General features: G+C 67.3%; 15 protein-coding genes and 1 pseudogene. 8 read left to right on the forward strand and 8 right to left on the reverse strand.

Annotated features, from left to right (window positions below; translation table 11 throughout):
• Window positions 1-17: 17 nt before the first annotated feature.
• Window positions 18-1,207 (forward strand): annotated as a pseudogene (locus CXQ90_RS03960) (DUF222 domain-containing protein).
• Between the two features lie 41 nt (window positions 1,208-1,248).
• Here the strand turns inward: CXQ90_RS03960 and CXQ90_RS03965 are convergent.
• The 3 genes from CXQ90_RS03965 to CXQ90_RS03975 all read right to left on the reverse strand — a co-directional run bounded on the left by CXQ90_RS03965 (window position 1,249) and on the right by CXQ90_RS03975 (window position 4,910).
• Entirely contained in the window at window positions 1,249-1,524 is a 276-nt protein-coding gene (locus tag CXQ90_RS03965; protein WP_181038416.1) for a hypothetical protein, read from the reverse strand.
• 100 nt (window positions 1,525-1,624) lie between these two features.
• Entirely contained in the window at window positions 1,625-4,168 is a 2,544-nt protein-coding gene (locus CXQ90_RS03970; RefSeq protein ID WP_104137130.1) for an MMPL family transporter, read from the reverse strand.
• 1 nt (window position 4,169) lies between these two features.
• Window positions 4,170-4,910, reverse strand: coding sequence for a TetR/AcrR family transcriptional regulator (locus CXQ90_RS03975; protein WP_104137132.1), 741 nt, complete (start codon window positions 4,908-4,910; stop codon window positions 4,170-4,172).
• A 225-nt stretch (window positions 4,911-5,135) separates the two neighbouring features.
• Between CXQ90_RS03975 and CXQ90_RS03980 the strand changes: the two genes are divergently transcribed.
• Window positions 5,136-5,702: a hypothetical protein gene (locus tag CXQ90_RS03980; RefSeq protein ID WP_104137133.1), complete on the forward strand. Its 567-nt coding sequence runs from the start codon at window positions 5,136-5,138 to the stop codon at window positions 5,700-5,702.
• A gap of 51 nt (window positions 5,703-5,753) precedes the next feature.
• Here the strand turns inward: CXQ90_RS03980 and CXQ90_RS03985 are convergent, their stop codons facing one another.
• From CXQ90_RS03985 to CXQ90_RS04005, 5 genes are all read right to left on the reverse strand, one after another.
• The gene (locus CXQ90_RS03985) at window positions 5,754-6,458 is read right to left on the reverse strand and encodes an alpha/beta fold hydrolase (RefSeq protein WP_104137135.1); all 705 of its coding nucleotides are present in this window, start codon (window positions 6,456-6,458) and stop codon (window positions 5,754-5,756) included.
• A 106-nt stretch (window positions 6,459-6,564) separates the two neighbouring features.
• Window positions 6,565-8,019 (reverse strand): dicarboxylate/amino acid:cation symporter, encoded by a 1,455-nt coding sequence (locus CXQ90_RS03990; RefSeq protein ID WP_104137136.1) that lies wholly within the window; start codon window positions 8,017-8,019, stop codon window positions 6,565-6,567.
• A gap of 213 nt (window positions 8,020-8,232) precedes the next feature.
• Complete coding sequence (locus CXQ90_RS03995; protein ID WP_104137138.1) at window positions 8,233-9,918, reverse strand: DUF885 domain-containing protein; 1,686 nt, start codon at window positions 9,916-9,918, stop codon at window positions 8,233-8,235.
• A gap of 71 nt (window positions 9,919-9,989) precedes the next feature.
• On the reverse strand, window positions 9,990-10,253 hold the full coding sequence (locus CXQ90_RS04000; protein ID WP_104137140.1) for an acyl-CoA carboxylase subunit epsilon: 264 nt from the start codon (window positions 10,251-10,253) through the stop codon (window positions 9,990-9,992).
• Complete coding sequence (locus CXQ90_RS04005) at window positions 10,250-11,833, reverse strand: acyl-CoA carboxylase subunit beta (RefSeq protein ID WP_104137141.1); 1,584 nt, start codon at window positions 11,831-11,833, stop codon at window positions 10,250-10,252. Before CXQ90_RS04005 ends, CXQ90_RS04000 begins: the two co-directional genes overlap by 4 nt.
• A 218-nt stretch (window positions 11,834-12,051) precedes the next feature.
• On the opposite strand from CXQ90_RS04005, the gene CXQ90_RS04010 reads away from it, so the two are divergent.
• The 6 genes from CXQ90_RS04010 to CXQ90_RS04035 all read left to right on the forward strand — a co-directional run bounded on the left by CXQ90_RS04010 (window position 12,052) and on the right by CXQ90_RS04035 (window position 23,108).
• On the forward strand, window positions 12,052-12,942 hold the full coding sequence (locus tag CXQ90_RS04010) for an NAD(P)-dependent oxidoreductase (protein ID WP_104137143.1): 891 nt from the start codon (window positions 12,052-12,054) through the stop codon (window positions 12,940-12,942).
• Window positions 12,943-13,002: 60 nt separating this feature from the next.
• The gene (locus tag CXQ90_RS04015; protein WP_104137144.1) at window positions 13,003-13,962 is read left to right on the forward strand and encodes a biotin--[acetyl-CoA-carboxylase] ligase; all 960 of its coding nucleotides are present in this window, start codon (window positions 13,003-13,005) and stop codon (window positions 13,960-13,962) included.
• Complete coding sequence (locus tag CXQ90_RS04020) at window positions 13,955-14,554, forward strand: PH domain-containing protein (protein ID WP_104137146.1); 600 nt, start codon at window positions 13,955-13,957, stop codon at window positions 14,552-14,554. Before CXQ90_RS04015 ends, CXQ90_RS04020 begins: the two co-directional genes overlap by 8 nt.
• The gene (locus tag CXQ90_RS04025) at window positions 14,544-15,674 is read left to right on the forward strand and encodes an adenylate/guanylate cyclase domain-containing protein (protein WP_104137147.1); all 1,131 of its coding nucleotides are present in this window, start codon (window positions 14,544-14,546) and stop codon (window positions 15,672-15,674) included. The genes CXQ90_RS04020 and CXQ90_RS04025 overlap by 11 nt, the downstream gene beginning before the upstream one ends.
• A gap of 273 nt (window positions 15,675-15,947) precedes the next feature.
• The gene (locus tag CXQ90_RS04030; protein WP_104137149.1) at window positions 15,948-22,052 is read left to right on the forward strand and encodes an Ig-like domain-containing protein; all 6,105 of its coding nucleotides are present in this window, start codon (window positions 15,948-15,950) and stop codon (window positions 22,050-22,052) included.
• A gap of 84 nt (window positions 22,053-22,136) precedes the next feature.
• On the forward strand, window positions 22,137-23,108 hold the full coding sequence (locus CXQ90_RS04035) for a MoxR family ATPase (RefSeq protein WP_104137150.1): 972 nt from the start codon (window positions 22,137-22,139) through the stop codon (window positions 23,106-23,108).
• Window positions 23,109-23,117 lie beyond the last annotated feature (9 nt).

Genomic DNA, 23,117 nt, shown 5'->3' on the forward strand with positions numbered 1-23,117 from the left:
CCATGGACACTTGAGCTATGGACGGTAATGGGGGCTTCGAAGCGGTTCGTGTCGGGGGCGTGGACGAACAGGACGGTGCCCGCCTGATTGATGAGATCCGGGCACTGGAAGAGGAAAAGTCTGCCTTGGCTGCCCGTCAGGCCCGCCTGACCGTGGCATTTGATCAGCACCAGCGCCGGCAGCAGTCCGACCTCGGGATCCCGGCTGACCGGCCCGGGGCAGGCATCGGGGCGCAGATCGCCCTTGCACGTGGCGAATCCCCGGCCAAGGGCAACCGGTTGTTGGGCTTGGCCAAGGCCCTGGTGATCGAGATGCCGCACACGCTCGCCGCCTTGGAGGCGGGGCAACTGAACGAGTGGCAGGCCACGTTGCTGGTGCGCGAAACGGCATCCCTGTCCGCCTCGGACCGGTGCAGCGTCGATGAGGAACTCGCCCCCGACGCAGGAACGCTGACCGGAGCGGGAGACCGCGCCGTCGTGGCCGCGGCCCGGACCGCCGCCTACCGCCGCGACCCGCGCTCCGTCACCCAGCGCGCCGCCCATGCCGCCACCGAACGGCACGTCAGCCTCCGCCCGGCACCGGACACCATGTGCTACCTGACCGCCCTGCTCCCCGTCTCGGCAGGTGTCGCCGTGCACGCCGCGCTCAGCCGCCACGCCGACACCCTGCGCTCCTGCGGGGATGAACGTTCCCGCGGGCAGATCATGGCCGATGACCTGGTTGAATGCGTCACCGGGACGCCGGGCGGGATCACCGGCATCGAAATCCAGCTCATCATGACCGACCGGGCACTCTTCCAGGGTGACTCAGAGCCGGCCCGGCTCACCGGCTACGACGTGGTCCCGGCGGGCTGGGCACGCGATGCCCTCACCCAGGCACAGGCACAGGGCCAGGGCCGGGCCGGGGCCAGCAGGATGACGTCAGGACAACCGATGGCGGAAACGCAGACGGGCTGTGCGAAGCCTGCAACCACACCAAAGAAACCCCAGGCTGGAAAGCCCAGCCTAGGCCGGGCCCACGGCACACCATCGAAGTCCAGACACCCACCGGCCACAGCTACCACTCCGCAGCGCCGCCGCTGCCGGGGACGCAGCTTGACGTTTCGAACACGGAAGTATGCAGGCTCAGACGTGAACTACGGCGGTACGCAAAGGTTCGTATGCTCGGCCGAGGTTTGCTCGCGGCGGAAGGTACGCGCGCGGCCTGAGCCGGCCGCGCGTGGTCTGCCGGTCATGCAGCGGTGCAGCTCTACTGTTGCGGCACCTTTACTGTTGCGGCGCGCGTGTCCGCGTGCTCGGGCGGCCAGACCACTTCGAAGGCTACCCAATGGGTTCCGATGCGGGGCATCTGGTCGCCGCGGCCGATGAAGTCAGCGATGATTTCCGCCGTCGCGCGCTTTCTTCCGCTGAGGACAACGCCGAGGAGTTCGTTGGCGAGCCGTTTCGAATCACCGAGGTGTTCCACCGTGTAGTCGGGCGATGCGGCGACGGCCTCGGGATGCGCGGCGGCGTAGGCGTCCCACATTCGATCAGCTGCTTGAACATCAGGTGGGGCGACAGGATGGGAATTCACCCCTATATCGTCGCAGGAGCGGTGCGAAAACTGCCAGCAGCGGCAGAAGAGATCAGCCGGCCGGGACCTCGGCGGGTTCGGGTGCGGAGGTGACGGCCGCCGTCGTGCCTGGCTTGCGGAGCCTCGCGCCTTCCACGTCCACGTCGGGCAGGATGCGGTCCAGCCAGCGCGGCAGCCACCAGGCCTTGTCGCCGAGCAGGTACATCACGGCCGGGACAATTGTCATGCGCACCACGAACGCATCCACCAGCACGCCGAACGCCATGGCGAAGCCCAGCGGCCGGACCATGTTCAGGTGGGAGAAGATGAAGCCCGAGAACACGCTGACCATGATGATGGCGGCGGCTGTGACCACGGCAGCGGCATGGCTGAAGCCGGAGCGGACCGCGTGCCTTGCCGACTCGCCGTGCATGAAGGATTCGCGCATACCCGAGGCAATGAACACCTGGTAATCCATGGCCAGGCCGAACAGCACGCCGATCAGGATGATGGGCAGGAAGCTGAGCACGGCACCCGGGTTATCGACGCCGAAGATTGTCCCCAGCCAGCCCCACTGGTAGACCGCCACAACGGCGCCGAAGGCGGCAGCCAGCGAGAGCAGGAAGCCGCCTGTTGCCAGAAGCGGCACCACGATCGAGCGGAACACCAACAGCAGCAGGATCAGCGAGAGTCCCACCACGATCGCGAGGTACGGCGGCAGGGCATCGCCGAGCTTGGCGGAAACGTCGATGTTGCCGGCGGTCTGGCCGGTGAGCCCGATGCGCACGCCGGTGGATTCCTCGATTGCCGCCTTCTCGGCGCGGAGCTGGGAGACCACCTCAACCGTGCTGGCGCTGGCCGGTCCCTCCTTGGGAATGACCTGGAACACCGCCGTGCGGCGGTCCTCGCTCAGGGCTACAGGGACGGCGGCGGTCACATTCTCGGTGCTGCGGAGGACGTCCGCGACGTCGAGCTGCTTGGCCTGGGCATCGGTTTCGCTGAGGCCTTCGGGAAGGTCCCCGACGATGACGATGGGGCCCGTGGTGCCTTCGCCGAAGCTGCGGCTGGTCACGTCGTAGGCCTTGAATGCCTGGGAATCGACGGGCTCCGAACCGCCGTCCGGCAGGGCGAGCCGTAACTGGCCGGCCGGCAACGCGACGATGCCGAGCAGCAGGACGCCGGCCAGTGTGGCCATCACGGGGTGCTTGGTGACGAGTCCGCCCCAGCCGTGGCTGCTGCGGTGTTCGTCCTTGGCGCGGTCCGCGGCCTCGTGGTTGGGGTCGGCATTGTGCTTCTCGGCCTTGGCCCACGCCCGCTTTGAGATCAGCTTCCTGCCGACGAGCGACAGCACCGCGGGGGTCAGGGTCAGGGCCACGACGACGGCGACGGCCACCGTGGCGGCGGCGGACAGGCCCATCACGGCCAGGAACGGCAGGCCGGGAACGACGAGGGCTGCGAGGGCGATGATGACCGTCAGGCCCGCGAATAGCACGGCGTTGCCGGAGGTTCCGGTGGCAAGGGCCACGGATTCTTCGCCGTCCATGCCGGCCAGTAGCTGGCTGCGGTGGCGGTTGACGATGAACAGGCAGTAGTCGATTCCGACGGCGAGGCCGAGCATGAGCGCCAGCATCGGGGAGATGGAGCTCATATCGACCACCCCGCTCAGGGCAAAGGTGCCGCCAACGCCGGCGGCCACGCCCAGCAGTGCCATGAGGAGGGGCAGGCCGGCGGCAACCAGGGTGCCGAGCATGAGGATCAGGACGAGGGCCGCGACGGCGGTGCCGATGATCTCGGCTACGCCAAAGACCTCGGAGACGTCCTCGGTGATTTCCTTGCTGGGCAGGGCTGTCACCCCGGCAGAGGAAACCTCGTTGGCTATGTCCTGGACTTCCTGGCGGACCTCGGGGTCCACGCCGTTGATGGACGTCTTGAACTGGATCTGGGCGATCGCGGCCTTGCCGTCCTCGGATACGAAGCGCATGCCTTGGGAGGCCTCCAGCTGGCGCTTGCCGAGGGCGAGCTTCTGGTTGCCGGACTCGAGTTCCTTGGTTCCGGCGTCGAGCTTTTCCTGACCGGCGGCGAGGGCCGCCTTCTGCTGGCCGAGCTGGGCGTCAATGGCTTCCGGCGGAAGTCCCGCCGCGGCCATCTGCTGTTCGGCGGCCTCCAGCTGGGCTTTGCCGGCGGCGAGATCGGCGGCGGCTTTGTCCAGCTGTACCTTGCCTGCAGCCGCCTTCTGCTCGCCGGCCGCGACGTCCGCGGCGGCCTGGTCCAGCTGCGCCTGGGTGGCGAACGGATCTACTGTTCCCTGCACGTCCGGCAGGCTCGCGAGCTTTGTCAGCGTGGCGGACACCGCATCCTTGCCGGCCTGGGTGAACTGGGCATCGTTGGCTTCGAAGACAATTCCTGCGGAGCCGCCAGAGGCTGAGGGCAGTTCCTTCTTGAGCTTGTCCGCCATCTGCTGGGTTTCTGTGCCAGGGATCTGGAAGTTGTTGGACATGGTGCCGTGGAACGCCGCTGCGGAACCGCCGACGGCCATGAGGACCACGAGCCAGAGCGAGAGGACGAGCCACCGGTGGCGGTAGGAAAACTTGCCGAGGCGGTACAGGAGAAGTGCCATGTCAGGACCGTTCTGGTGAGTTCGGGACGGAGGAGGTGGACGCTTGCGGCTCTGTGGGCGGCGGCGGATCTTGGCGCGCCGCGGCCGGGCGGTTCTGCTGCGGGGCGGCGAAGCCAGATCCGAGCAGGCCCATCGAGTCGATCAGCAACTGCCGGAGGATGGACAGTGATTCCGCTGACAGGTCAGTGCCGCAACGGCTGAACCACACTTCCATGGCAGCCTTGCCGCAGGAGATGACAGAGCCGGCCAGGGCGCGGAGGTAGAGCTCGTCCATCTCCGCCGGAGGATTCTGGGCGGCGCGATTCTGGGTGGCGCGCTCGCGGGCGGCGGCGATGATCTGCTCCGTGCAGTGGTCCCAGGCCTCGAGTTCGGAGCGGGCCAGCAGGGGACTGGCCTGGGTCAGGCTGAAGAGCTCGGCCATCGGTGCGACCGTCATGGGGTCGGCCAGCTCAACCAGCGCAGCACGGGCGGACTCAAGGATGGGTTCATCCGCCGGGCGGCGGCGGAACTGCTCCAGTGCGGTGTCCAGGAAGCCGTGCGTGACTGACGCGATGGCGGCCTCAGTGCTGCCGAAGTAGTTGAAGAAGGTGCGTCGCGAGATGCCGGCCGATTCGGCTATGTCCTCGACCGTGAAATTGCCGGGCCCCTGGCTGCGCAGAAGTTCCAGGGTGGAGTCTGAGATGGCTTGCCGGGTGGCGGCTTTATTGAGTTCACGCCGGGACGGAGGATCGGCAGATGGCATGGCTAGTGGAGAACTGGAAGTTGGCACGCATTTACACTACGTGCATATTTGCACTCTGCGCAAGAATTTCCACGACATCTGGCTCACAGCTTCGCCGCGGGATTCACATGTGGTTCACAGCCCTCTCATAGGCCCGGTCTATGTCCGCAGTGCAAGCTGATCCCATGGCCGGCACGGCCAGCGAGGACAGCGCCGTCACGGTACGGCAGATCCAGGAGAAAGATCATGAAGCGTTCTAAGAAGCTGGCACTCAGCCTCAGCGCGGCGGCTGTGGCGCTCGGTGCCGGATTCGGTGTGACAGGAATGGCGGCGGCGACGACGGCCACCCCGACCCCCACCCCCAGTTCCAGCAGCCCGTCCGGCACTCCAGTTCCCGACCGGCATCTGCCGGGCGGCGGCCGGCATCACGGGCACGGCCACGGCCACGGTGATAGCGGCGCACACGCTGCTGCGCTCGCCGCCAAGCTGGGCGTTGACGAGGCCAAGGTGGCGGATGCCTTGCGCGCGTTCCGCGATGCCAACCGGCCCGCGGCGCCGCGAACGGACGGACAAAAGCCGGACCGCGCGGCGAGGGAGGCAGCCCTGGCCGCGTCCCTGGCACAGTCCCTCGGAATCGACGAGGCCAAGGTCAAGACCGCACTGGAAGAACTGCGCGCCGAGGCACAGAAGAGCCGGGCGGCAGCGCTGAAGCCGCGCCTCGATCAGGCAGTAAAGGACGGCACCCTCACGCAAGCCGAGGCGGACGCCGTGGCCAAGGCAGTGGAAAAGGGTGTGATCGGCGGGAGGCACTGACGTTGCGGCGGGCCAGCCGGCCTGCCGGCCTGCCGGCTGGCCGTGCGGCGTTCAGGCCGTGCGGTCCACTGCGGCAAGGATCGCCGCACCCAGCTCGGCCGGCTTGGTGAACTGCGGCCAGTGCCCGGTGGGGAGGTCCACGAACTCGACGTCGTTGATGCGCGCCAGTTCGGCCACGTACGGGTGGCCGGCATCGATCCATTCCGTGAGCAGGGAGGACGGGAACTCGCACGCGATCACCGTGGCCGGCACGTCGTAGCGGCGTGTGTCGTGCAGGCGCTGCTGATCCTGGGCCACGCCCCGCGGCTGGGGGATGGCCCGTGCACGGAACGCGGCCCGCAGCCCGTCATCGAGATCCACCAGGTCCGCATCCTCGAAACCGTTCCACGGCGGCAGCGGCACGTCATCGCCCTCGGCCGGCAGGTCGTCGTTGATCACTCCGCCTTCGCCGAGCGGGCCGCTGTCTACGTACACGGCGCGGGCAACACGGTCTGGGCGCGCGTCGACGGCACCATGGATGATGGCGCCTCCGCCGGAATGGCCAACAAGAACCACCTGGCCGTCGATGGCGTCGACCGCCTCCACGACGGCGTCAATGTGGCTGCGTAGTCCGATGCCCGCCCGCGGTGCATCGACGGACTCCAGTCCGGGCAGCGTGAGTGGGTGAACGCGATGTCCCGCTGCAACCAGCGGCGGCGTGACCTCCGACCACGACGATGCATCCAGCCAAAACCCGGGAACCAGAATGATGTCCATGGCGGTACCCTACCCCGGCCCGCCGACGATTTGGGGACGGCGATTTGGGTTTAACGAACTGTTCCCCGGGAATTCCCGGGGAACAGTTTTTTGAGGGCCGCCGTCGCTAGGCTTTGGAACCTGCCAGCTCCCGGCCTTCCCGTGCGGACTCTGAGCGTGGTGCTTCCGAGGCGTCGGCCGCGGGGGTGTCCGCCGTGGTGTCCTCCGCGAACGGGTCGCCGCTGCGGGGCGCGTTGTAGAGCGCCTCGTCGAGGATGCCCTGGCGCTTGGCCACGATGGTGGGGACCAGCGCCTGCCCGGCCACGTTGACCGCCGTGCGGCCCATGTCCAGGATGGGGTCGATGGCCAGCAGGAGTCCGACGCCGGCCAGCGGCAGTCCCAGCGTGGAGAGCGTCAGGGTGAGCATCACTACGGCACCGGTGGTTCCGGCCGTGGCTGCGGATCCGAGGACGGAGACGAGGGCGATGAGCAGGTACTGGCTGAAGTCCAGCTGGATGCCGAAGAACTGGGCCACGAAGATGGCGGCGATGGCCGGGTAGATCGCGGCGCAGCCGTCCATCTTGGTGGTGGCGCCCAGGGGAACGGCGAAGGAGGCGTAACCGCGAGGAACGCCGAGGTTCCGTTCGGTGACGCGCTGGGTCAGCGGCAGCGTGCCGATGGACGAGCGGGACACGAATGCGAGCTGCACGGCCGGCCACACGCCGGAGAAGTACTGCTTCACGGAGAGCCCGTGGGAGCGCACCAGGACGGGGTACACACCGAAGATCACCAGGGCCAGGCCGATGTAGATCGCGACGGTGAACTTGCCCAGGGAACCGATGGTGTCCCAGCCGTAGACCGCAACCGCGTTGCCGATCAGGCCCACGGTGCCCAGGGGTGCGATGCGGATGATCCACCACAGCACCTTCTGGATGACGGCCAGTGCCGAAGCGTTGAGTGCCAGGAACGGTTCTGCCTGCTTGCCCACCTTGAGGGCGGCGACGCCGACGGCGATCGCGATCACCAGGATCTGGAGCACGCTGAAGCTCACCGACGTGGTCACAGCGCCGGATTCAGCAACGGTGGAGCTTGCGCCGAGGCCCAGGAAGTTCTTGGGGAAGAGGCCGGTGAGGAACGCCCACCAGTCGCCGGACTTGCCGGCGTACTCCTTTGTCTCGCCGGAAATGCCGGTGTTGGCGCCCGGCTGCAGCAGCACGCCGAGTCCGATGCCGATCACCACGGAGACGAGCGCTGTAATGGCAAACCACAACAGGGTGTTCCAGGCCAGCCGCGCCGCGTTGGATACCTCACGGAGGTTGGAGATCGAGCTGACCACTGCGGTGAAGATCAGGGGGACCACGGCGGTCTGCAGCAGCGAGACGTAGCTCGATCCGATGGTCTGCAGCGTGGCGCCGAGCCCGTTCGGGCTGGCCTTGGTGCTGCCGGTGTACTTGGCCAGGAGGCCGAGTCCGAGCCCGACGATCAGGGCGGCGATGATCTGGAAGCCGAAAGAGCCTGCCCACCGGGGCAGCTGGAAGCCGGTCTGTCCGGCCGGGGAAGGAGTGCTGATTTGAGTGCTCACCGGAACACGCTAGGCGCGGGGTCCCTAGCACCACCAGCGCACGTTGAGAAATGTTACGGGAAGAAATCAATGACGCAGCTCGCAAGTCCCTGAAGCGCGGCGAAGTTAGGCGCTTTTGTGAAGTTATTCCCGTAGCAAGTGTGGCAAACGTCTCCCAGTCGCGGGAGCCGAGACCCGACGCAGCGGCCAAGCCGCTGCAGCCAGCCTCGAAACCTACCCCAGCATCGCGCGCTTCAACGTGTCGAGCCCCACGGAGCCGATGTTCAGGGCCTTGGTGTGGAACGCCTTGAGGTCGAAACCGGGGCGCACTTCGAGGTCGGCGCGGATCTGTTCCCAGAGCCGCTGGCCCACCTTGTAGGACGGAGCCTGGCCCGGCCAGCCCAGGTAGCGTGCGAATTCGAACTGGAGCTGCCCCTCGCTGATGTCCAGGTTGGCTTTGAGGAAGTCGAAGCCCTTCTCCGGCGTCCAGGTGCCCGACCCCCAGCGGTGCGGCATCTCGAGCTCGAGGTGGACGCCGATGTCGAACACCACCCGGGCCGCCCGCATCCGCTGCATGTCCAGCATCCCCATGTGGTCGCCGGGATCCTTGAGGTAGCCGAGTTCTTCCATAAGCTTCTCGGCGTACAGCGCCCAGCCTTCGCCGTGGCCGGAGGTCCAGCAGACATTGCGCCGCCAGCTGTTGAGGAGCTCGCGCCGGTAGACGGCGGTGGCGATCTGGAGGTGGTGCCCGGGCACCCCCTCGTGGAACACGGTGGTGGTCTCGGCCCAGGTGGTGAAGGTGTCCTCGCCGGCTGGCACTGACCACCACATGCGCCCGGGCCTGCTGAAATCGTCGGACGGGCCGGTGTAGTAGATGCCGCCGTCGTCGGTGGGGGCAATCCGGCATTCGAGGGTTTTCATGACGTCCGGGATCTCAAAGTGGACGCCGGCCAGCTCCGCGACGGCACGGTCGGAAAGCCCCTGCATCCAGGCTGTCAGGGCGTCGGTGCCCTTGAGCTGGCGCGAGGGATCGTTGTTCAGGATTTCCTTCGCCTCGGCAACGGTGGCTCCGGAGCGGATTTCCCCGGCCACGGCTTCCTGCGCGGCAATGATCCGGTCGAGTTCGCCCACGCCCCACGCGTATGTTTCCTCGAGATCCACCGTGGCTCCGAGGAAGGACCGCGACGCGAGGGCGTACCGTTCCCGGCCCACGGCATCCTTGTCCGGTGCCACCGGCAGCAGTTCATTCTCCAGGAACGCGGCAAACTCGGCGTATGCCGCCCGGGCGGCGGCCGTGCCGTCGTCGAGCTTTTTCTGCAGTTCCTCCGGCAGCGGGCCGTCCGCGGTCCTGGCGCCGGCCGCCAGCTTCGCGAAGAAGCCGTCCTCAGCGGCGTACCTGGTGGTCTGCTCAATCACGATGCCCACCTGGCGCCTGGCGGAGACCCGGCCAGCCGCCTTGGCCGCGCGGAGTGACTCGATGTAGCCGCTGAGCGCGCCCGGAACGTTGTTGGCGCGGCCGGCGATGTGCTCCCAGTGCTCCTGAGTGTCCGTCGGCATCAGGTCGAAGATGGAGCGGATGTTCTGCGCCGGGGATTCGATGTTGTTCAGCTCGGCGGCGTCCCAGCCTGTTTCGTGGATTTCCAGCTGCAGCCCGAGCCGCTCGCGCATGGCGTCCAGCGTGACGGCATCCACGTCGTCGGCGGGAGCCAGCCCCGCCAGTTCGTCGAGGGCTCCGCGCGCCGCCGCGGCGAATTCCGCGATTCCGGCAGGGGAGAAGTCCTGGAATTCCGTGTCGTGGCCCGGTACGCCCAAAATCGTGGCGAAGCTCGGATTGAGCCGGATGAGGGTGTCTGTGTAGGCGTCGGCGACGCCGTCAATGGGGGTCTTAGAGCGCACAGAGGCTGCGGTTTCACTAGTCACCCCACGAGACTAACGGCGCACGCCCAGTTATGAAAGACTTACTGAACTACTCCGAGGTGGTGGGGACGGGTTCAGCCGCGGCTGCGCTTCCACGAGCCGGGACCGGGCGTCGGCCCGAGCCGAAGCTGCTGCCGCCGGACCCAGTGGCGGACGCTGGGCTTCTGAAGCTCAGCCTCTTCGGCTGACCCCAGGGAAAGGACGACGGCGGTCAGTGCCGCCAGCTCCTCGGGCGTCGGTTCGCCCTTGACGACGGAGAAGAGCGGGGCTTCGGCGGGCTCAGCGGTTTCGGCAGGCTCAGCCGGCGGCGTCCCGGCGGGATCGGTTGCCGGGCTCACAGCGGGATGTTTCCGTGCTTCTTGGTGGGGAGGCTGGCGCGCTTGTCGCGCAGCGCCCGGAGCCCCTTGATGATCTGCAGCCTCGTGTCCGACGGGGCGATGACGGCGTCCACATAGCCAAGCTCCGCGGCCTGGTAGGGGTTCAGCAGCTCCTCCTCGTACTGGCGGATGACGTCGGCACGCTTGGCCTCGACGTCGCCGCCGGCCTCGGCGACGGCAGCCAGATCGCGGCGGTAGAGGATGTTGACGGCACCCTGCGCGCCCATGACGCCGATCTGCGCCGTGGGCCAGGCGAGGTTCAGGTCGGCGCCGAGCTTCTTGGAGCCCATGACGATGTAGGCGCCACCGTAGGCCTTCCGCGTGATCACGGTCACCTTGGGCACGGTGGCCTCGGCATATGCATAGAGGAGCTTGGCGCCGCGGCGGATGATGCCTTGGAACTCCTGGTCCTTGCCCGGCAGGAAACCGGGAACATCCACCAGCGTGATGATGGGAACGTTGAAGGCATCACAGTGCCGCACAAACCGGGCCGCCTTCTCGGAGGCCGAGATGTCCAGGGTGCCGGCAAACTGCATGGGCTGGTTGGCAACGATGCCCACCGTGTGGCCCTCGACCCTTCCGTAGCCGATGATCACGTTTGGGGCGTACAGCGACTGCATCTCCAGGAAGTGGGCATCGTCGACGATCTGCTCGATGACCTTGCGCATGTCGTACGGCTGGTTGGCGGAGTCCGGGATCAGCGAGTCCAGGGCGAGGTCGTCGTCATCGAGCTCCAGCTCCTGCTGGTGCTCCAGTACCGGCGCCTCGGAAAGGTTGTTGGAGGGGAGAAAGTCCAGCAGTTCCCGCACGAACTCGATCGCATCGGCTTCGTCCGACGCCAGGTAGGTGGAGGTTCCGGTGGTCGCGTTATGCTGCCGGGCACCGCCCAGGGTCTCCATGTCCACGTCCTCGCCCGTGACGGTCTTGATGACGTCAGGGCCGGTGATGAACATGTGGGAGGTCTTGTCCACCATCACCACGTAGTCGGTCAGGGCGGGGGAGTAGGCTGCGCCGCCGGCGCAGGGGCCCATGATGAGGGAGATCTGGGGGACGACGCCGGATGCGTGGACGTTGTTGCGGAAGATGTCCGCAAACATCGCGAGCGACGCCACGCCTTCCTGGATGCGCGCGCCGCCGCCGTCGTTGATGCCCACCACCGGGCAGCCGTTGCGCAGCGCGAATTCCTGGACCTTGACGATCTTTTCGCCGTTGACCTGGCTCAGCGAACCGCCGTAGACGCTGAAGTCCTGGCTGTAGAGCGCTACGAGCCGTCCGTCCACCGTGCCGTAGCCGGACACCACGCCGTCGCCCAGCGGCTTCTTCTTCTCCATGCCGAACGCCGTGGAGCGGTGCACCGCCAGGGCATCGAACTCCACGAAAGATCCCTCGTCCACGAGGAGCTCGATGCGCTCGCGGGCCGTGTTCTTGCCGCGGGCGTGCTGCTTCTCGATCGCTTCCGGGCCGGAGGGCTGCTCGGCACTGGCCTGGCGGTCGCGGAAATCGGCAATCTTTCCCGCCGTCGTGGTCAGATCGTGGCTCATGAATGTCTCCGGCTCTGTAGCTGATCGGTGCTGTAGCAGCGTAACGCGGGGCCCTTGGTGCAGGCTTAAGTAGCTTCCGCACAAAACCAAGGCCCCGATGGCTAGTCTAGTGACGCTTATTCCCCGCACCGCTGTAGGGTTCCTACAATTTTCGTCCGCGACGTCGGCCGGATGACCAATGTTACTCACCGGTAACATAAAGCGGCTAGAGTGTCCCTATGACTTCCAGCGACGATGCTTTCCGCGCCCCGGCAACCCCCTACCGCGCCGCCGGCTCCCTGCAGGGCCGCACCATCCTGATGTCCGGCGGGAGCCGCGGGATCGGCCTGGCCATCGCCCTGCGCGCTGCCCGCGATGGCGCCAACGTGGTGCTGCTCGCCAAGACGGGGCAGCCCCATGCCAAACTCCAGGGCACTGTCTTCAGCGCCGCTGAAGCCCTGGAAGCAGCCGGCGGCAGGGCGCTGCCGCTCGTCGGGGACGTCCGCAATGACGAGGACGTCGCGCACGCCGTGGCGGCCGCCGTTGAGCATTTCGGCGGGATCGACAGCGTCATCAACAACGCATCCGCGATCGACCTGTCCACCACGGACGCGGTGGACATGAAGCGGTACGACCTTATGCAGGACATCAATGTCCGGGGCACCTTCCTGCTGTCCAAGCTGGCCCTGCCGGCCCTGCGGAAATCCGGCGGCGGGCACATCCTCACGCTCTCGCCGCCGCTGAACCTGGATCCCAAATGGGCGGGCAAGCACCTGGCCTACACGATGGCCAAGTACGGCATGAGCCTGACCACGCTGGGCCTCGCCGAGGAACTCAAGACCGAGGGTATCCGTGTCAATTCGCTGTGGCCCTGCACCCTGATCGATACCGCGGCTATCAGGAACATGCCGGGAGGGGACGCCATTGTCCGGGCGGCCCGCGGGCCGGAAATCATGGCGGACGCGGCGCACGCCGTGCTCACCGGCAGCAACCTCGAGAAAGGGACGGGCAGCCCCACCGGAAACTTCTATACGGACGAACAGGTCCTGTCCGCGTCCGGAGTGACCGACTTCCGGCCCTACAGCCTGGGCGCGGCCGAGGACAGCCTCGTCCCTGACATCTTCCTCTGAATCCCCTGACCGCCTTCCGAATCAGGCCGCTCCTGCCCGGCAACTCGATAGGATTCAACTATGGAAGCCGCACGCCCTGACGATAGCCGTGAACCGCAGGAGAACCTGGCCGGAGCGAAGGGGCTGCCCGAGCGGCCGGCACTGGACCGGGACGCCCTGTCCAGCACCGAGTTCCTGTCCGCCAACGGGATCCCGCAGCTGACGGTGGTGGACACCACAGGTTCCACCAACGCCGACCTCCTGCGCGCGGTCACCGTGGAACCCAAGGCCTGGCCGGACCTTGCTGTCCTGACCGCTGAGCACCAGACGGCCGCCCGCGGACGGCTGGACCGGTCGTGGGAGGCGCCCGCCCGCAGTTCACTCCTGGTTTCCGTGGTGCTGCGGCCTGTGAACGCCGACGGCCGGCCACTGCCCACCCAGACCTACTCCTGGCTCTCATTACTGGCGGCGCTGGCGCTCCGCGATGCGCTGATGGAAACGGCGGGAATCCCTGCCGAGCTCAAGTGGCCGAACGACGTCCTGGTCCGCGGCAGGAAAGTCGCCGGCATCCTGGCCCAGCTGGGGCCGATGGGGGACGGCACCGTGCCGCCGGTCATCCTGGGCACGGGCCTGAACGTCACGCTCACGGACTCCGAGCTTCCGGTTCCCACGGCCACGTCCGTACAGCTTGAAGGTGCGGGGACCGTGGACCGCACCGTGCTCCTGAAGAGCTACCTCTCCCGCTTCTGCACGCTCTATCGCAGCTTCTGCAACGCCGACGGCGACCCCACGGCAGGGCTGGCCGGCGGACCGTCGCTCCACAAGCGGGTGGAAGCCGTCATGGTGACACTGGGCAAGCAGGTCCGTGCCCAGCTGCCGGGCGACCACGAAATCATCGGCCACGCCACGCGGCTGGATGATGCGGGCGCCCTGCTGGTGGTGGATGCCGCGTCCCACGAGCACGTGGTGACCGCCGGAGACGTGGTCCACCTGCGGGCCTGGACTCCGCCGGGGCAGTCCGCGGAAAGCGGCTATGCGTAAAGAGCTCCTGCCGGGCGAGCAGGTCATCGTGATGACCCGCCCGCAGCCCAGGATGCTGTTTGTCCCGGCGGTGGTGTTCGTTCTGATGCCTGCCCTGGCCGCCTTCGCCAGCGCCTGGATCATCCGCGGCGGACTCACCGCGCTGGTCCCGGCGGTCTCCGGCGAATGGACGTTCTGGATGGTTGCGGCCTGCGTGCTGACGGCCGCCTGGGTCCTGTGCGGATACTGCCTTCCGAGGCTGATGAGGTGGCACGCGACCCGCTACTTCCTGACCAGCCAGAGGATACTCGCCCGCTACGGCGTGCTGCGGCGGCGGGACCAGCAGCTGTTTCTGGCCTCAGTGCGTAATGTCACGGTGAGCCAGACGATGCTCCAGCGGATGTTGCGCTCCGGGAATATATCCTTGGATGCCGGGCACCAATTTAGCGCCGTGCTGCGGGACGTGCCGGAAGTTGCCACGTTCCACAGGTTCTTGCTGGATGCTATTGACGAGCTCCCGGATGAAGAAATTTTTGGAATGGGTCATGCGCCGGAGGATTTCGACGCCGGTTTTCCGAGGGACATGAGAGAAGGTGGAAGAGATGAACGATGATGATCCGCGCAGCAGCCAGGAGGCGGGCACCGGTGGGGTGAGCGACGCCGTCGTCGAACCTCCGCACACCGGAACCCTCTCTGCGGAACGGATCGCGGCCAAATCCCTGGAGGCGCGTCTTCTCGGCGGGGAGCGCAAGCTCCGCCGCCGTGAAGTGGCGGCCGGTGCCGGGCTATCGCTGCTGTCGGCCCGGAAATTGTGGCGCGCCCTGGGCTTCCCCAACCTGGGCGACGACGACGTTGCCTTCACTGAGCGCGACCAGGCCGCCCTGAACACCGTGGTGGACCTGGTCAGGTCAGGAAAGCTCACCGAAGATGCCGCCATTTCGGTGACCCGGGCCATCGGCCAGATGACGGACCGCATGGTGGTGTGGCAGATCGAGGCGCTCGTCGAGGACATGGTCCATGAGCAGGGCCTCACGGACGCCCAGGCCCGCAAGCGCCTGGTGCATGAACTTCCCGCGCTCGTGGATCCCCTCGAGGAGATGCTGGCCTACTCGTGGCGGCGCCAGCTCAACGCCGGTGTGCAGCGGCTGGCCGTCCGGGCCGAGGCCGGCCTGCAGGCCAGCGAGGAAGGCCGCGAAGGCGACGAGGACGACGCTCCGCTGCCCCTGGCGCGGGCCGTGGGCTTCGCAGATTTGGTGTCCTACACGAGCCTCTCCCGGCGGATGAACGAAAAGACCCTGGCAAAGCTGGTGCAGCGGTTCGAAAACAAATGCGCCGAGATCATCTCCGTGGGCGGCGGCCGCCTCGTGAAGACGGTGGGCGACGAAGTCCTCTACATCGCCGAGACCCCTGCTGCCGGCGCTGAGATTTCGCTGGCGCTGGCCGAGGCCTTCACCCGGGACGAAATCCTCCCCGAGGCCAGGGTTGCCATGGTCTGGGGGCGCATTCTGTCGCGCCTGGGCGACATCTACGGGCCGACCGTCAACCTTGCCGCCCGGCTCACCACGCTGGCCGACCCGGGCACCGTGCTGGTGGATTCGATGACCGCGGCGGCCCTGGACCAGGACGAGCGGTTCGTGCTGGTTCCCCAGGAAGTGGAGAACGTCCGCGGTTTCGGCGAGATCCAGCCCGTGGTGCTGGCCCGGGGCCAGGGCAAGGGCCTGGTCCTGGACTGAACTGGTCCTGGTCTGAACTGGTCCTGGACCAGGTGCTCGAACGGGGGAGTCCTCCCCATCGCGGATCACAACGGCCGTGGGTAGGCTTGCCCGGGTACGAGGGCCCGCGCCGGGCCTTCTTGGACAACCCGCCTGCGCCCATGTCATAGTCGAAACTCAGAATTGTTCCGGCGTCTCGATGGGGGAGTGGCGGAATGTCACGGCTTCTGATGAACATCAGGGGCCAGTAAGCCGCGCTCAGGCGGCTGTGATTTTCAGGGGAATAATAACGCTGTGTCAACTTTGTTCGGCAGGCTGGGGCTGAGGAAACGCCGCAACAAGCTCATCACTGGTACTGCGTTTTCGGCGGCAGCAGTAGCGCTCGTTGCCGGCGCCGTCATCTACCCGGGGTTCAAGACCACCGAGGTGGACCTGAACGACGGCGGCGTATGGGTGGTCAGCAAGGCACGCAACGCCGTGGGCCGGCTGAACTACCCCTCAAGGGTCCTCGACGGGGCAGTAACCCCGGCAAGCACCACCTTCGACGTCCTGCAGAACGCCAGCAAGGTGTTTGTCGATGATGAGTCAGGCTCCACCCTGAACCAGGTGTCGGCCGCCAACATGAGGCTCGGCGGGGACAAACAGCTCCCTGGCTCCGCACAGGTCAGCTTCGGCACCGAGGTCATTTCCGTCACCGACCCCGCCGCCGGCAAGATGTGGGCGTTGTCGCCCTCCACCGTCAATGCTTTCGACGAGGAATCCAGCGAACCGGCGGTGGCAGGCTCGCAGGGGCTGGTGTCCGCGGTAGGCAGCGATGACCGCATCTATTCGGCGGATCCGAAAACCGGGCAGGTGACTGTCACCTCCGTGGACGCCGACGGCGAGCCCACCGCCACGGAGTCCAGCACCTGGGAAGGACTGAAGGGCGCGGGCGACCTCCAGCTTGCCGTGGTCGGGGACCAGCCTGTTGTCCTGGACGCCGCCGCCGGCCGGCTGTTCCTTCCGGGCGGCCGCGAGCTGGCACTGGCGGACGCGGGGGAGGCGAAGCTCCAGCAATCAGGCCCGGCGTCGGACTCTGTGGCCCTGGCCACGCCCAATGCGCTCCTGAAGCAGCCGCTGGATGGCTCGACGGCGAAGTCAGTAACCACCGGCGGCCAGGGCGTACCGGCGGCGCCCGTGCAGCTGGGCGGCTGCGTTCACGCCGCCTGGTCCGGGGTGAACAAGTACGTCCGGGACTGCGCCAACGACGCGGACGACAAGAACGTCGCCGTTCCCAAGGCCAGTGCGTCACCGAACTACGTGTTCCGGGTCAACCGGGACCTCGTGGTGCTGAACGACGTGAATTCGGGGAACGTCTGGCTCGTCAACCAGAACATGCAGCTGGTCAACAACTGGGACGACGTGGTTCCGCCGAAGAACCAGGCCGATGACCAGGACGAGGAATCAGCGGACGACAACACCATCAACGTCCTGCCGGACCGCACCAAACCGAACCGCCCGCCGGAAACCAAGCCCGACGCCGTCGGCGTCCGGCCCGGCCGCACCACGGTCCTGAGCGTCCTGGACAACGACTCGGACCCCGACGGCGACGTCCTCACCGCTTCGGTGGGCAGCGAGGGCCCCGAGGCAGGCAGCCTTGAGAGCATCCACGGCGGATCGGCATTCCAGATCACTGTCCCCGCCGACGCCGCACCCGGAACCGAGACGTTCGACTACAGCGCGGCGGACGGCCGCGGCCTGTCCGCCGGCGGCAAGGTCACCCTGAACGTGGTGGGTCCCGACGAGAACAGGCCGCCCGCGTTCAAGCGGAGCGATCCCACCACCCTGCTCGTGGAGCAGGGGAAGACGGTCAGTCAGAACATCCTGACGGACTGGGCGGATCCCGACGGCGACGACCTCGTCCTCATGTCCGCCACCGCCGACAATGAACAGGACCAGGTCAAGGTCCGGCGGGACGGGCTGCTCACCTACCAGGACTCCGGCGCCTCGGCCGGCAAGAAAAGCGTCACAGTGTCCGTCTGGGACGGGCAGGCCACCTCCACCGGAAAAGTGGTGGTGAACGTGCAGCAGCCGGGCGCGCTGGCCCCGGTGGTCAACGCCGACCACGTGACCGCCGTCGTCGGCCAGGACCTGGTCATCGCACCGCTGAAGAACGACGTCGACCCCAACGGCGGCGCCCTGCGCCTGGCTCAGGTGGAAGCCGGCGGGCCCGCCGAGCTTGGTCCCATCACCGACGGCGGCACCTTCACCTTCCGGAGCCGGACGGCCGGGCCTGTTTACCTGACGTACCTTGCGAGCAACGGACCCCAGAGCAGCCAGGGCCTCATCCGGGTGGACGTCGAATCCGGCAAGGACACGGGAAAGCCCGTTGCAGTCCATGACGTGGCACTTCTGCCCGTGGGCGGCAGCGTGCTTCTGGACCCGCTGGCCAACGATTCCGACCCGTCCGGCGGTGTCCTGGTGCTCCAGTCCGTCTCGCTGCCGGAAAATGCCACGGCCTCTGTCAGCGTGATTGACCACAGCGTCCTGCGGATCACGGACATTGCGGGGACCAAGGACCCCTTCGTGTTCCGCTACACCATGTCCAACGGCAGGGATTCAGCCACCGGAAGCGTGTCCGTGGTGCCCGTGCCGGCCCCCGCGGTGGTGGAGGCTCCGCAGCCCAAACCCGATGAGGTCAACGTCCGCGTCAATGACGTGGTCACCATCCCCGTCCTGGACAACGACACCCACCCGCAGGGCGAGAAGCTGAGCGTCGATCCGGTCCTTCCGCAGGCTGTGCCCGCGGAGGACGGCAAGAGCTTCGTTTCCGAAAACACCCTCCGGTTCATCGCCGGCAGCCAGCCGAAGACCGTCCGCGCCATCTACAACGCCGTCGACACGCAGGGCCAGAAGAGCGCGGCCGCCGTCACCATCCACATCCTGCCGCTGGAGGGCGCCGAGAACTCGCGCCCGCAGCCCAGGAACCTCACGGCCAGGGTCGTTGCGGCCGGCACGGTCCGGATCCCGGTGCCGCTGGACGGCATTGACCCCGACGGCGACTCCGTCCAGCTGACCGGAATCGACAGCACTCCCGCCATGGGCACCGCGACGGCCGGCAGCAACTTCATCGACTTTGTCGCGGCGGGTGACGGAGCCGGAACGGATTCCTTCCGGTACAAGGTGGTGGACCGGCAGGGCGCCGTGAACACCGGTACGGTGACGGTGGGCATCGCGCCCCGCGGCGACACAAACCAGAAGCCCACGCCCGTGGATGACCAGGTCAAGGTGCGCCCCGGCCGGCAGATCGCCGTGGACGCGACCGGAAACGACACCGACCCCGACGGCGACCTGATCCGCATCCTCGGCGACGGCATCGAGGCGGACGCCGCGCTGAAGGCGGAGGTCAGCAAGCAAAGCGGGCGCATCATCCTGCAGGCCCCGGCCGCCGAAGGCACCGTCAACGTCCGGTACACCGTTGCCGACGAGCGGGGCGCCTCCGCGCAGGCGGCCATCCGGATGATGGTGGACAGCAAGGTCCCGCTGCAGGGGCCCATTGCCAGGGACGATCGCGTGACCTCGGCGCAGACGCTGGGCAAGACCGCCGTCGACGTCCCCGTCCTGAAGAACGACGAGGATCCTGACGGCGTCGGCGAGAACCTGAAGGTGACCAGCGGAACCGAAACGGCCCGCCCGGGACCGGACGGCAACATGATCGTCGAACTGACCGAGCAGCCGCAGCTCGTGCCCTACACCGTCGAGGACGTGGACGGCCAGACGTCCACGGCTATCATCTGGGTGCCGGGTGTCGGGCAGCAAGTGCCCACGCTCGCCAAGGACGATGTGCTCGAGGTCGTTGCCGGCCAGTCGGTCACCGCCGATTTGGCCGAATGGGTGAAAGTGCGCGGCGGCCGCTCGCCCCGCCTGACCCAGACTGACCGGATCAAGCTGATCGGAGCGGACGGCGCCGATCCTGTGGCGAACGGCGGCACAGCCATCAGGTACACCGCGGGCAAGGACTACGTGGGCCCGGGGTCCATCAGCTTTGAAGTGACGGACGGCGCCGGTCCCGATGACCCTGCCGGACTCAAGTCCACCCTGAGCATCCGCACCAGGGTCCTGCCGGATCCCAACCGGAACAATCCGCCAACGCTGCTGGGCGGCGCGGTGGACGTGCCGCTGGGAGACTCCGCCGCGACCGACCTGGCACAGCTGACATCCGACCCCGACGCCGACGACGTCCGGAACATGAAATACGAGGTGCTCGGCGCCGTGCCGCAGGGCTTCAACGTGGACATCGACGGCGCATCCCTCAGGGTCTCGGCGAAAGACGGCGTGCGTCCCGGCGAGGGCGGCGCTGTGCAGGTCAGGGCGAAGGACCCGCGCGGCCTGGAATCCGTCGCCACCTTTCGCCTCTCCGTGACTGCCTCCAACCGTGCCAAGCCGGTGGCCAACGACGACGTCGAGGCCGACGCTGCCGCCGGCAAGCCCGTGACGGTGAAGGTGTTGGCGAACGACTCCAACCCCTTTCCGGACGCGCCGCTCAAAATCGTCGGCGTGGCGACGGAAACAGGCCAGGGCTCGGCTGCCGTATCCGGGGATTCGGTGACGGTCACGCCGTCGGCCGGTTTTTCCGGAACGCTCATTGTGTCCTACACCGTGGCGGACAAGACCGACGAAGCGTCGCGCTACGCCACGGCCCGGATCCGGCTGACGGTCAAGGACAAGCCGCTGGCGCCCACCACCCCGCAGGCACAGAGCGTGGGCGACCAGACCGCCCTGCTGAACTGGACCGCGCCCGCGGACCGCGGCTCACCCATCACCAAGTACACGGTCTATGGCGAGGGCGGCTACCGGCAGGACTGCCCGGCCAATTCGTGCACCCTGAACAACCTGGTGAACAACACCAAATACCATTTCCAGGTGACGGCCACGAACAATCTTGGCGAGTCCGAACGTTCGCCGGTTTCAGCTGAGGTCCGCCCCGACGTCAAGCCCGATACCCCGCTTGCTCCGGCGATGAAGTTCGGCGACAAGCAGCTCGCCATCACGTGGAAGGCGCCGGCCAGCAAGGGCTCGCCCGTCAAGTCCTACGACCTTGAGATCTCGCCGGCGCCCGGCGGGCAGAACGCGCAGATCCAGAACCTCACGGCCGCCAGCTACGTCTGGAAGGGCCTCGAAAACGGCGTGGCCTACAAGGTCCGCGTCCTGGCCCGGAACGACGCCCGGGATCCCTCCGAATGGAGCCCCTACTCGGCAGCGGAAACTCCGGCCGGAGTTCCCGTGACACCGGCCGCGCCGACAGTTTCAGGTGCGGCACCGGTGGGCAACCAAAGCCAGTTGCAGGTGAACTGGACCGCACCCGACAACAACGGCGACGCCGTTTCCGCCTACACGCTGACAACGCTGCGCGGAGGGGCCGCGGTCAAGAGCCAGCAGGTGGCCTCCGGAACGTCCCTGAACGTGTCGGTGGCAAACTCAGAAACCGACTACACCTTCACCGTGTCGGCCACCAACAAGGCGGGAACATCCGGGACGAGCGCCCAGTCGGCGGCTATCCGTGCTGCCGGAAAGCCTGGGACGGTGAACGGCGGCACCGTGCGCGCGCCGGGCAACAGCGGGGAGCTGGATGTGACGTTCACGCCCCTGACCGAGGCCCAGCGCAACGGGTCCCAGGCCGATGAAATCCGCTACCGCTGGTCCACCGCGTACGGTTCGGGGCCGATCAGCGCGGGCGGGGGAACCATCACCAACCAGCCCAACGCCAGGGAGGTGACAGTCAACATCATCGCTACCTCGATCAAGAACAACGTGTCCGGTGACGCCAAGGCCATCGGTTCAAACGTTCCGTACGGTGCGCCTGGCACGCCGGCCGTCACCGGCGACACGTCCGCCAAGGGAGACCCGCAGGTGCACTGGACGTGGACCGCGCCCAACCCCAACGGGCGGCCCATCAACCGCTATGAGGTCAATGTTGACGGCACCGGCTTCAAATCCGTGGGCACGAACAGGCAGTACAGCCAGTCCGGCGGCGGCTGGAGCCAGCGGCACACCCTGGCGGTCCGCGCCTGCAACGGAACCGACGGGACCAAGGACTGCGGCGCGGCCGACTCCGCCACGGCCACGTCAGGTGCCGATCCCACGCCTCCGCTGACGGAAGTCAGAGTCAAGCGGAGCGACAACAACAGCTGCCCCGGGAAGCCCGGCGTCGCTGACCGGTACAACTCTGCAACGCGCAGCTGCGGCGGCAGCGACGCGAATTGGGTGTCCTATTCGGATGGCTGGATCCCCACGCCGTGCTGGGCGGACATCTACAACAACAACGGCCGCTGGTACCTGATGGACGGCGGGCCGCACCGGGGCTGGTACGTCAAAGCCGTCACGGTGGACGTCAGGGGCCCCGGCGTGGGCCAGTGCTGAATTTGGGACGCCGTCCCATGACGAACGAATGAACCGCCCCGGATTTGCCGGAAATATGTGCCACACAGAAGAGGAACCCATCTCATGACCATGACAACCGAGCAGGCCGACTGGTTTGCAGGCACGTTCGAAAAGCTCGTTGCCAACGTGGGCCAGGCCGTCCTGGGCAAGGCACACGTCATCCGCCTGACGTTCACCGCCATGCTGGCCGAGGGCCACGTGCTGTTCGAAGACGCACCGGGAACCGGCAAGACATCGCTGGCGCGCGCCCTCGCCGCCACCGTCCAGGGGTCCAACAACCGCATCCAGTTCACACCGGACCTGCTGCCCTCCGACGTCACCGGCGTGACCATCTATGACCAGAAGACCCAGAAGTTCGAATTCCACAAGGGCCCGATCTTCAACAACATCGTTCTCGCCGACGAAATCAACCGCGCCTCGCCCAAGACGCAGTCGGCGCTCCTGGAGGTCATGGAGGAATCCCGCGTCACCGTGGACGGAACCACCTACGAGGCGGGACGCCCCTTCATGGTGATGGCCACCCAGAACCCGATCGAGCAGGCCGGCACGTACCGGCTGCCCGAGGCCCAGCTGGACCGGTTCCTGATCAAGACGTCCATCGGCTACCCGGACCACGCCTCCACCGTCCAGTTGCTCGGCGGCAGCAACCTGAAGGACCGCTCCCGCGACCTGCGGCCTGTCATCACCACGCAGGCGGTGGCGGATATGGCCGATCTCGCCGCCACCACGCACGTGGACACCGCGGTGCTCGAATACATCTCCCGGCTCTGCGAGGAGACCCGAAACGCCCCCGAGACGCGGCTGGGCGTGTCCGTCCGCGGCGCCCTCGCCATGGTCCGGGCCGCCAAGGTGTGGGCAGCCAGCCAGGGGCGCAACTTCGTCCTGCCGGACGACATCAAGGACCTCGCGGGGGTTGTGTGGACCCACCGCTTCGTGATGGATCCCGAAGCCGAGTTCTCCGGTGCGACGCCGGAGGCCGTGCTCTCCCGGGTGCTGGCGGAGGTCGCCGCCCCGCAGCAGCGCGCGGCCGTCTGATACGCGGGC

It is taken from the genome of Arthrobacter sp. ZGTC131 (assembly GCF_002929275.1).
Classification (GTDB): Bacteria; Actinomycetota; Actinomycetes; order Actinomycetales; family Micrococcaceae; genus Arthrobacter.

Bases quoted from the DNA above. Each gene is read 5' to 3' on its own strand.
- CXQ90_RS03965 (WP_181038416.1), bottom strand. From the start codon at position 1,524: ATGTGGGACGCCTACGCCGCCGCGCATCCCGAGGCCGTCGCCGCATCG.
- CXQ90_RS03970 (WP_104137130.1), bottom strand. From the start codon at position 4,168: ATGGCACTTCTCCTGTACCGCCTCGGCAAGTTTTCCTACCGCCACCGG.
- CXQ90_RS03975 (WP_104137132.1), bottom strand. From the start codon at position 4,910: ATGCCATCTGCCGATCCTCCGTCCCGGCGTGAACTCAATAAAGCCGCC.
- CXQ90_RS03980 (WP_104137133.1), top strand. From the start codon at position 5,136: ATGAAGCGTTCTAAGAAGCTGGCACTCAGCCTCAGCGCGGCGGCTGTG.
- CXQ90_RS03985 (WP_104137135.1), bottom strand. From the start codon at position 6,458: ATGGACATCATTCTGGTTCCCGGGTTTTGGCTGGATGCATCGTCGTGG.
- CXQ90_RS04005 (WP_104137141.1), bottom strand. From the start codon at position 11,833: ATGAGCCACGATCTGACCACGACGGCGGGAAAGATTGCCGATTTCCGC.
- CXQ90_RS04010 (WP_104137143.1), top strand. From the start codon at position 12,052: ATGACTTCCAGCGACGATGCTTTCCGCGCCCCGGCAACCCCCTACCGC.
- CXQ90_RS04015 (WP_104137144.1), top strand. From the start codon at position 13,003: ATGGAAGCCGCACGCCCTGACGATAGCCGTGAACCGCAGGAGAACCTG.
- CXQ90_RS04020 (WP_104137146.1), top strand. From the start codon at position 13,955: ATGCGTAAAGAGCTCCTGCCGGGCGAGCAGGTCATCGTGATGACCCGC.
- CXQ90_RS04025 (WP_104137147.1), top strand. From the start codon at position 14,544: ATGAACGATGATGATCCGCGCAGCAGCCAGGAGGCGGGCACCGGTGGG.
- CXQ90_RS04035 (WP_104137150.1), top strand. From the start codon at position 22,137: ATGACCATGACAACCGAGCAGGCCGACTGGTTTGCAGGCACGTTCGAA.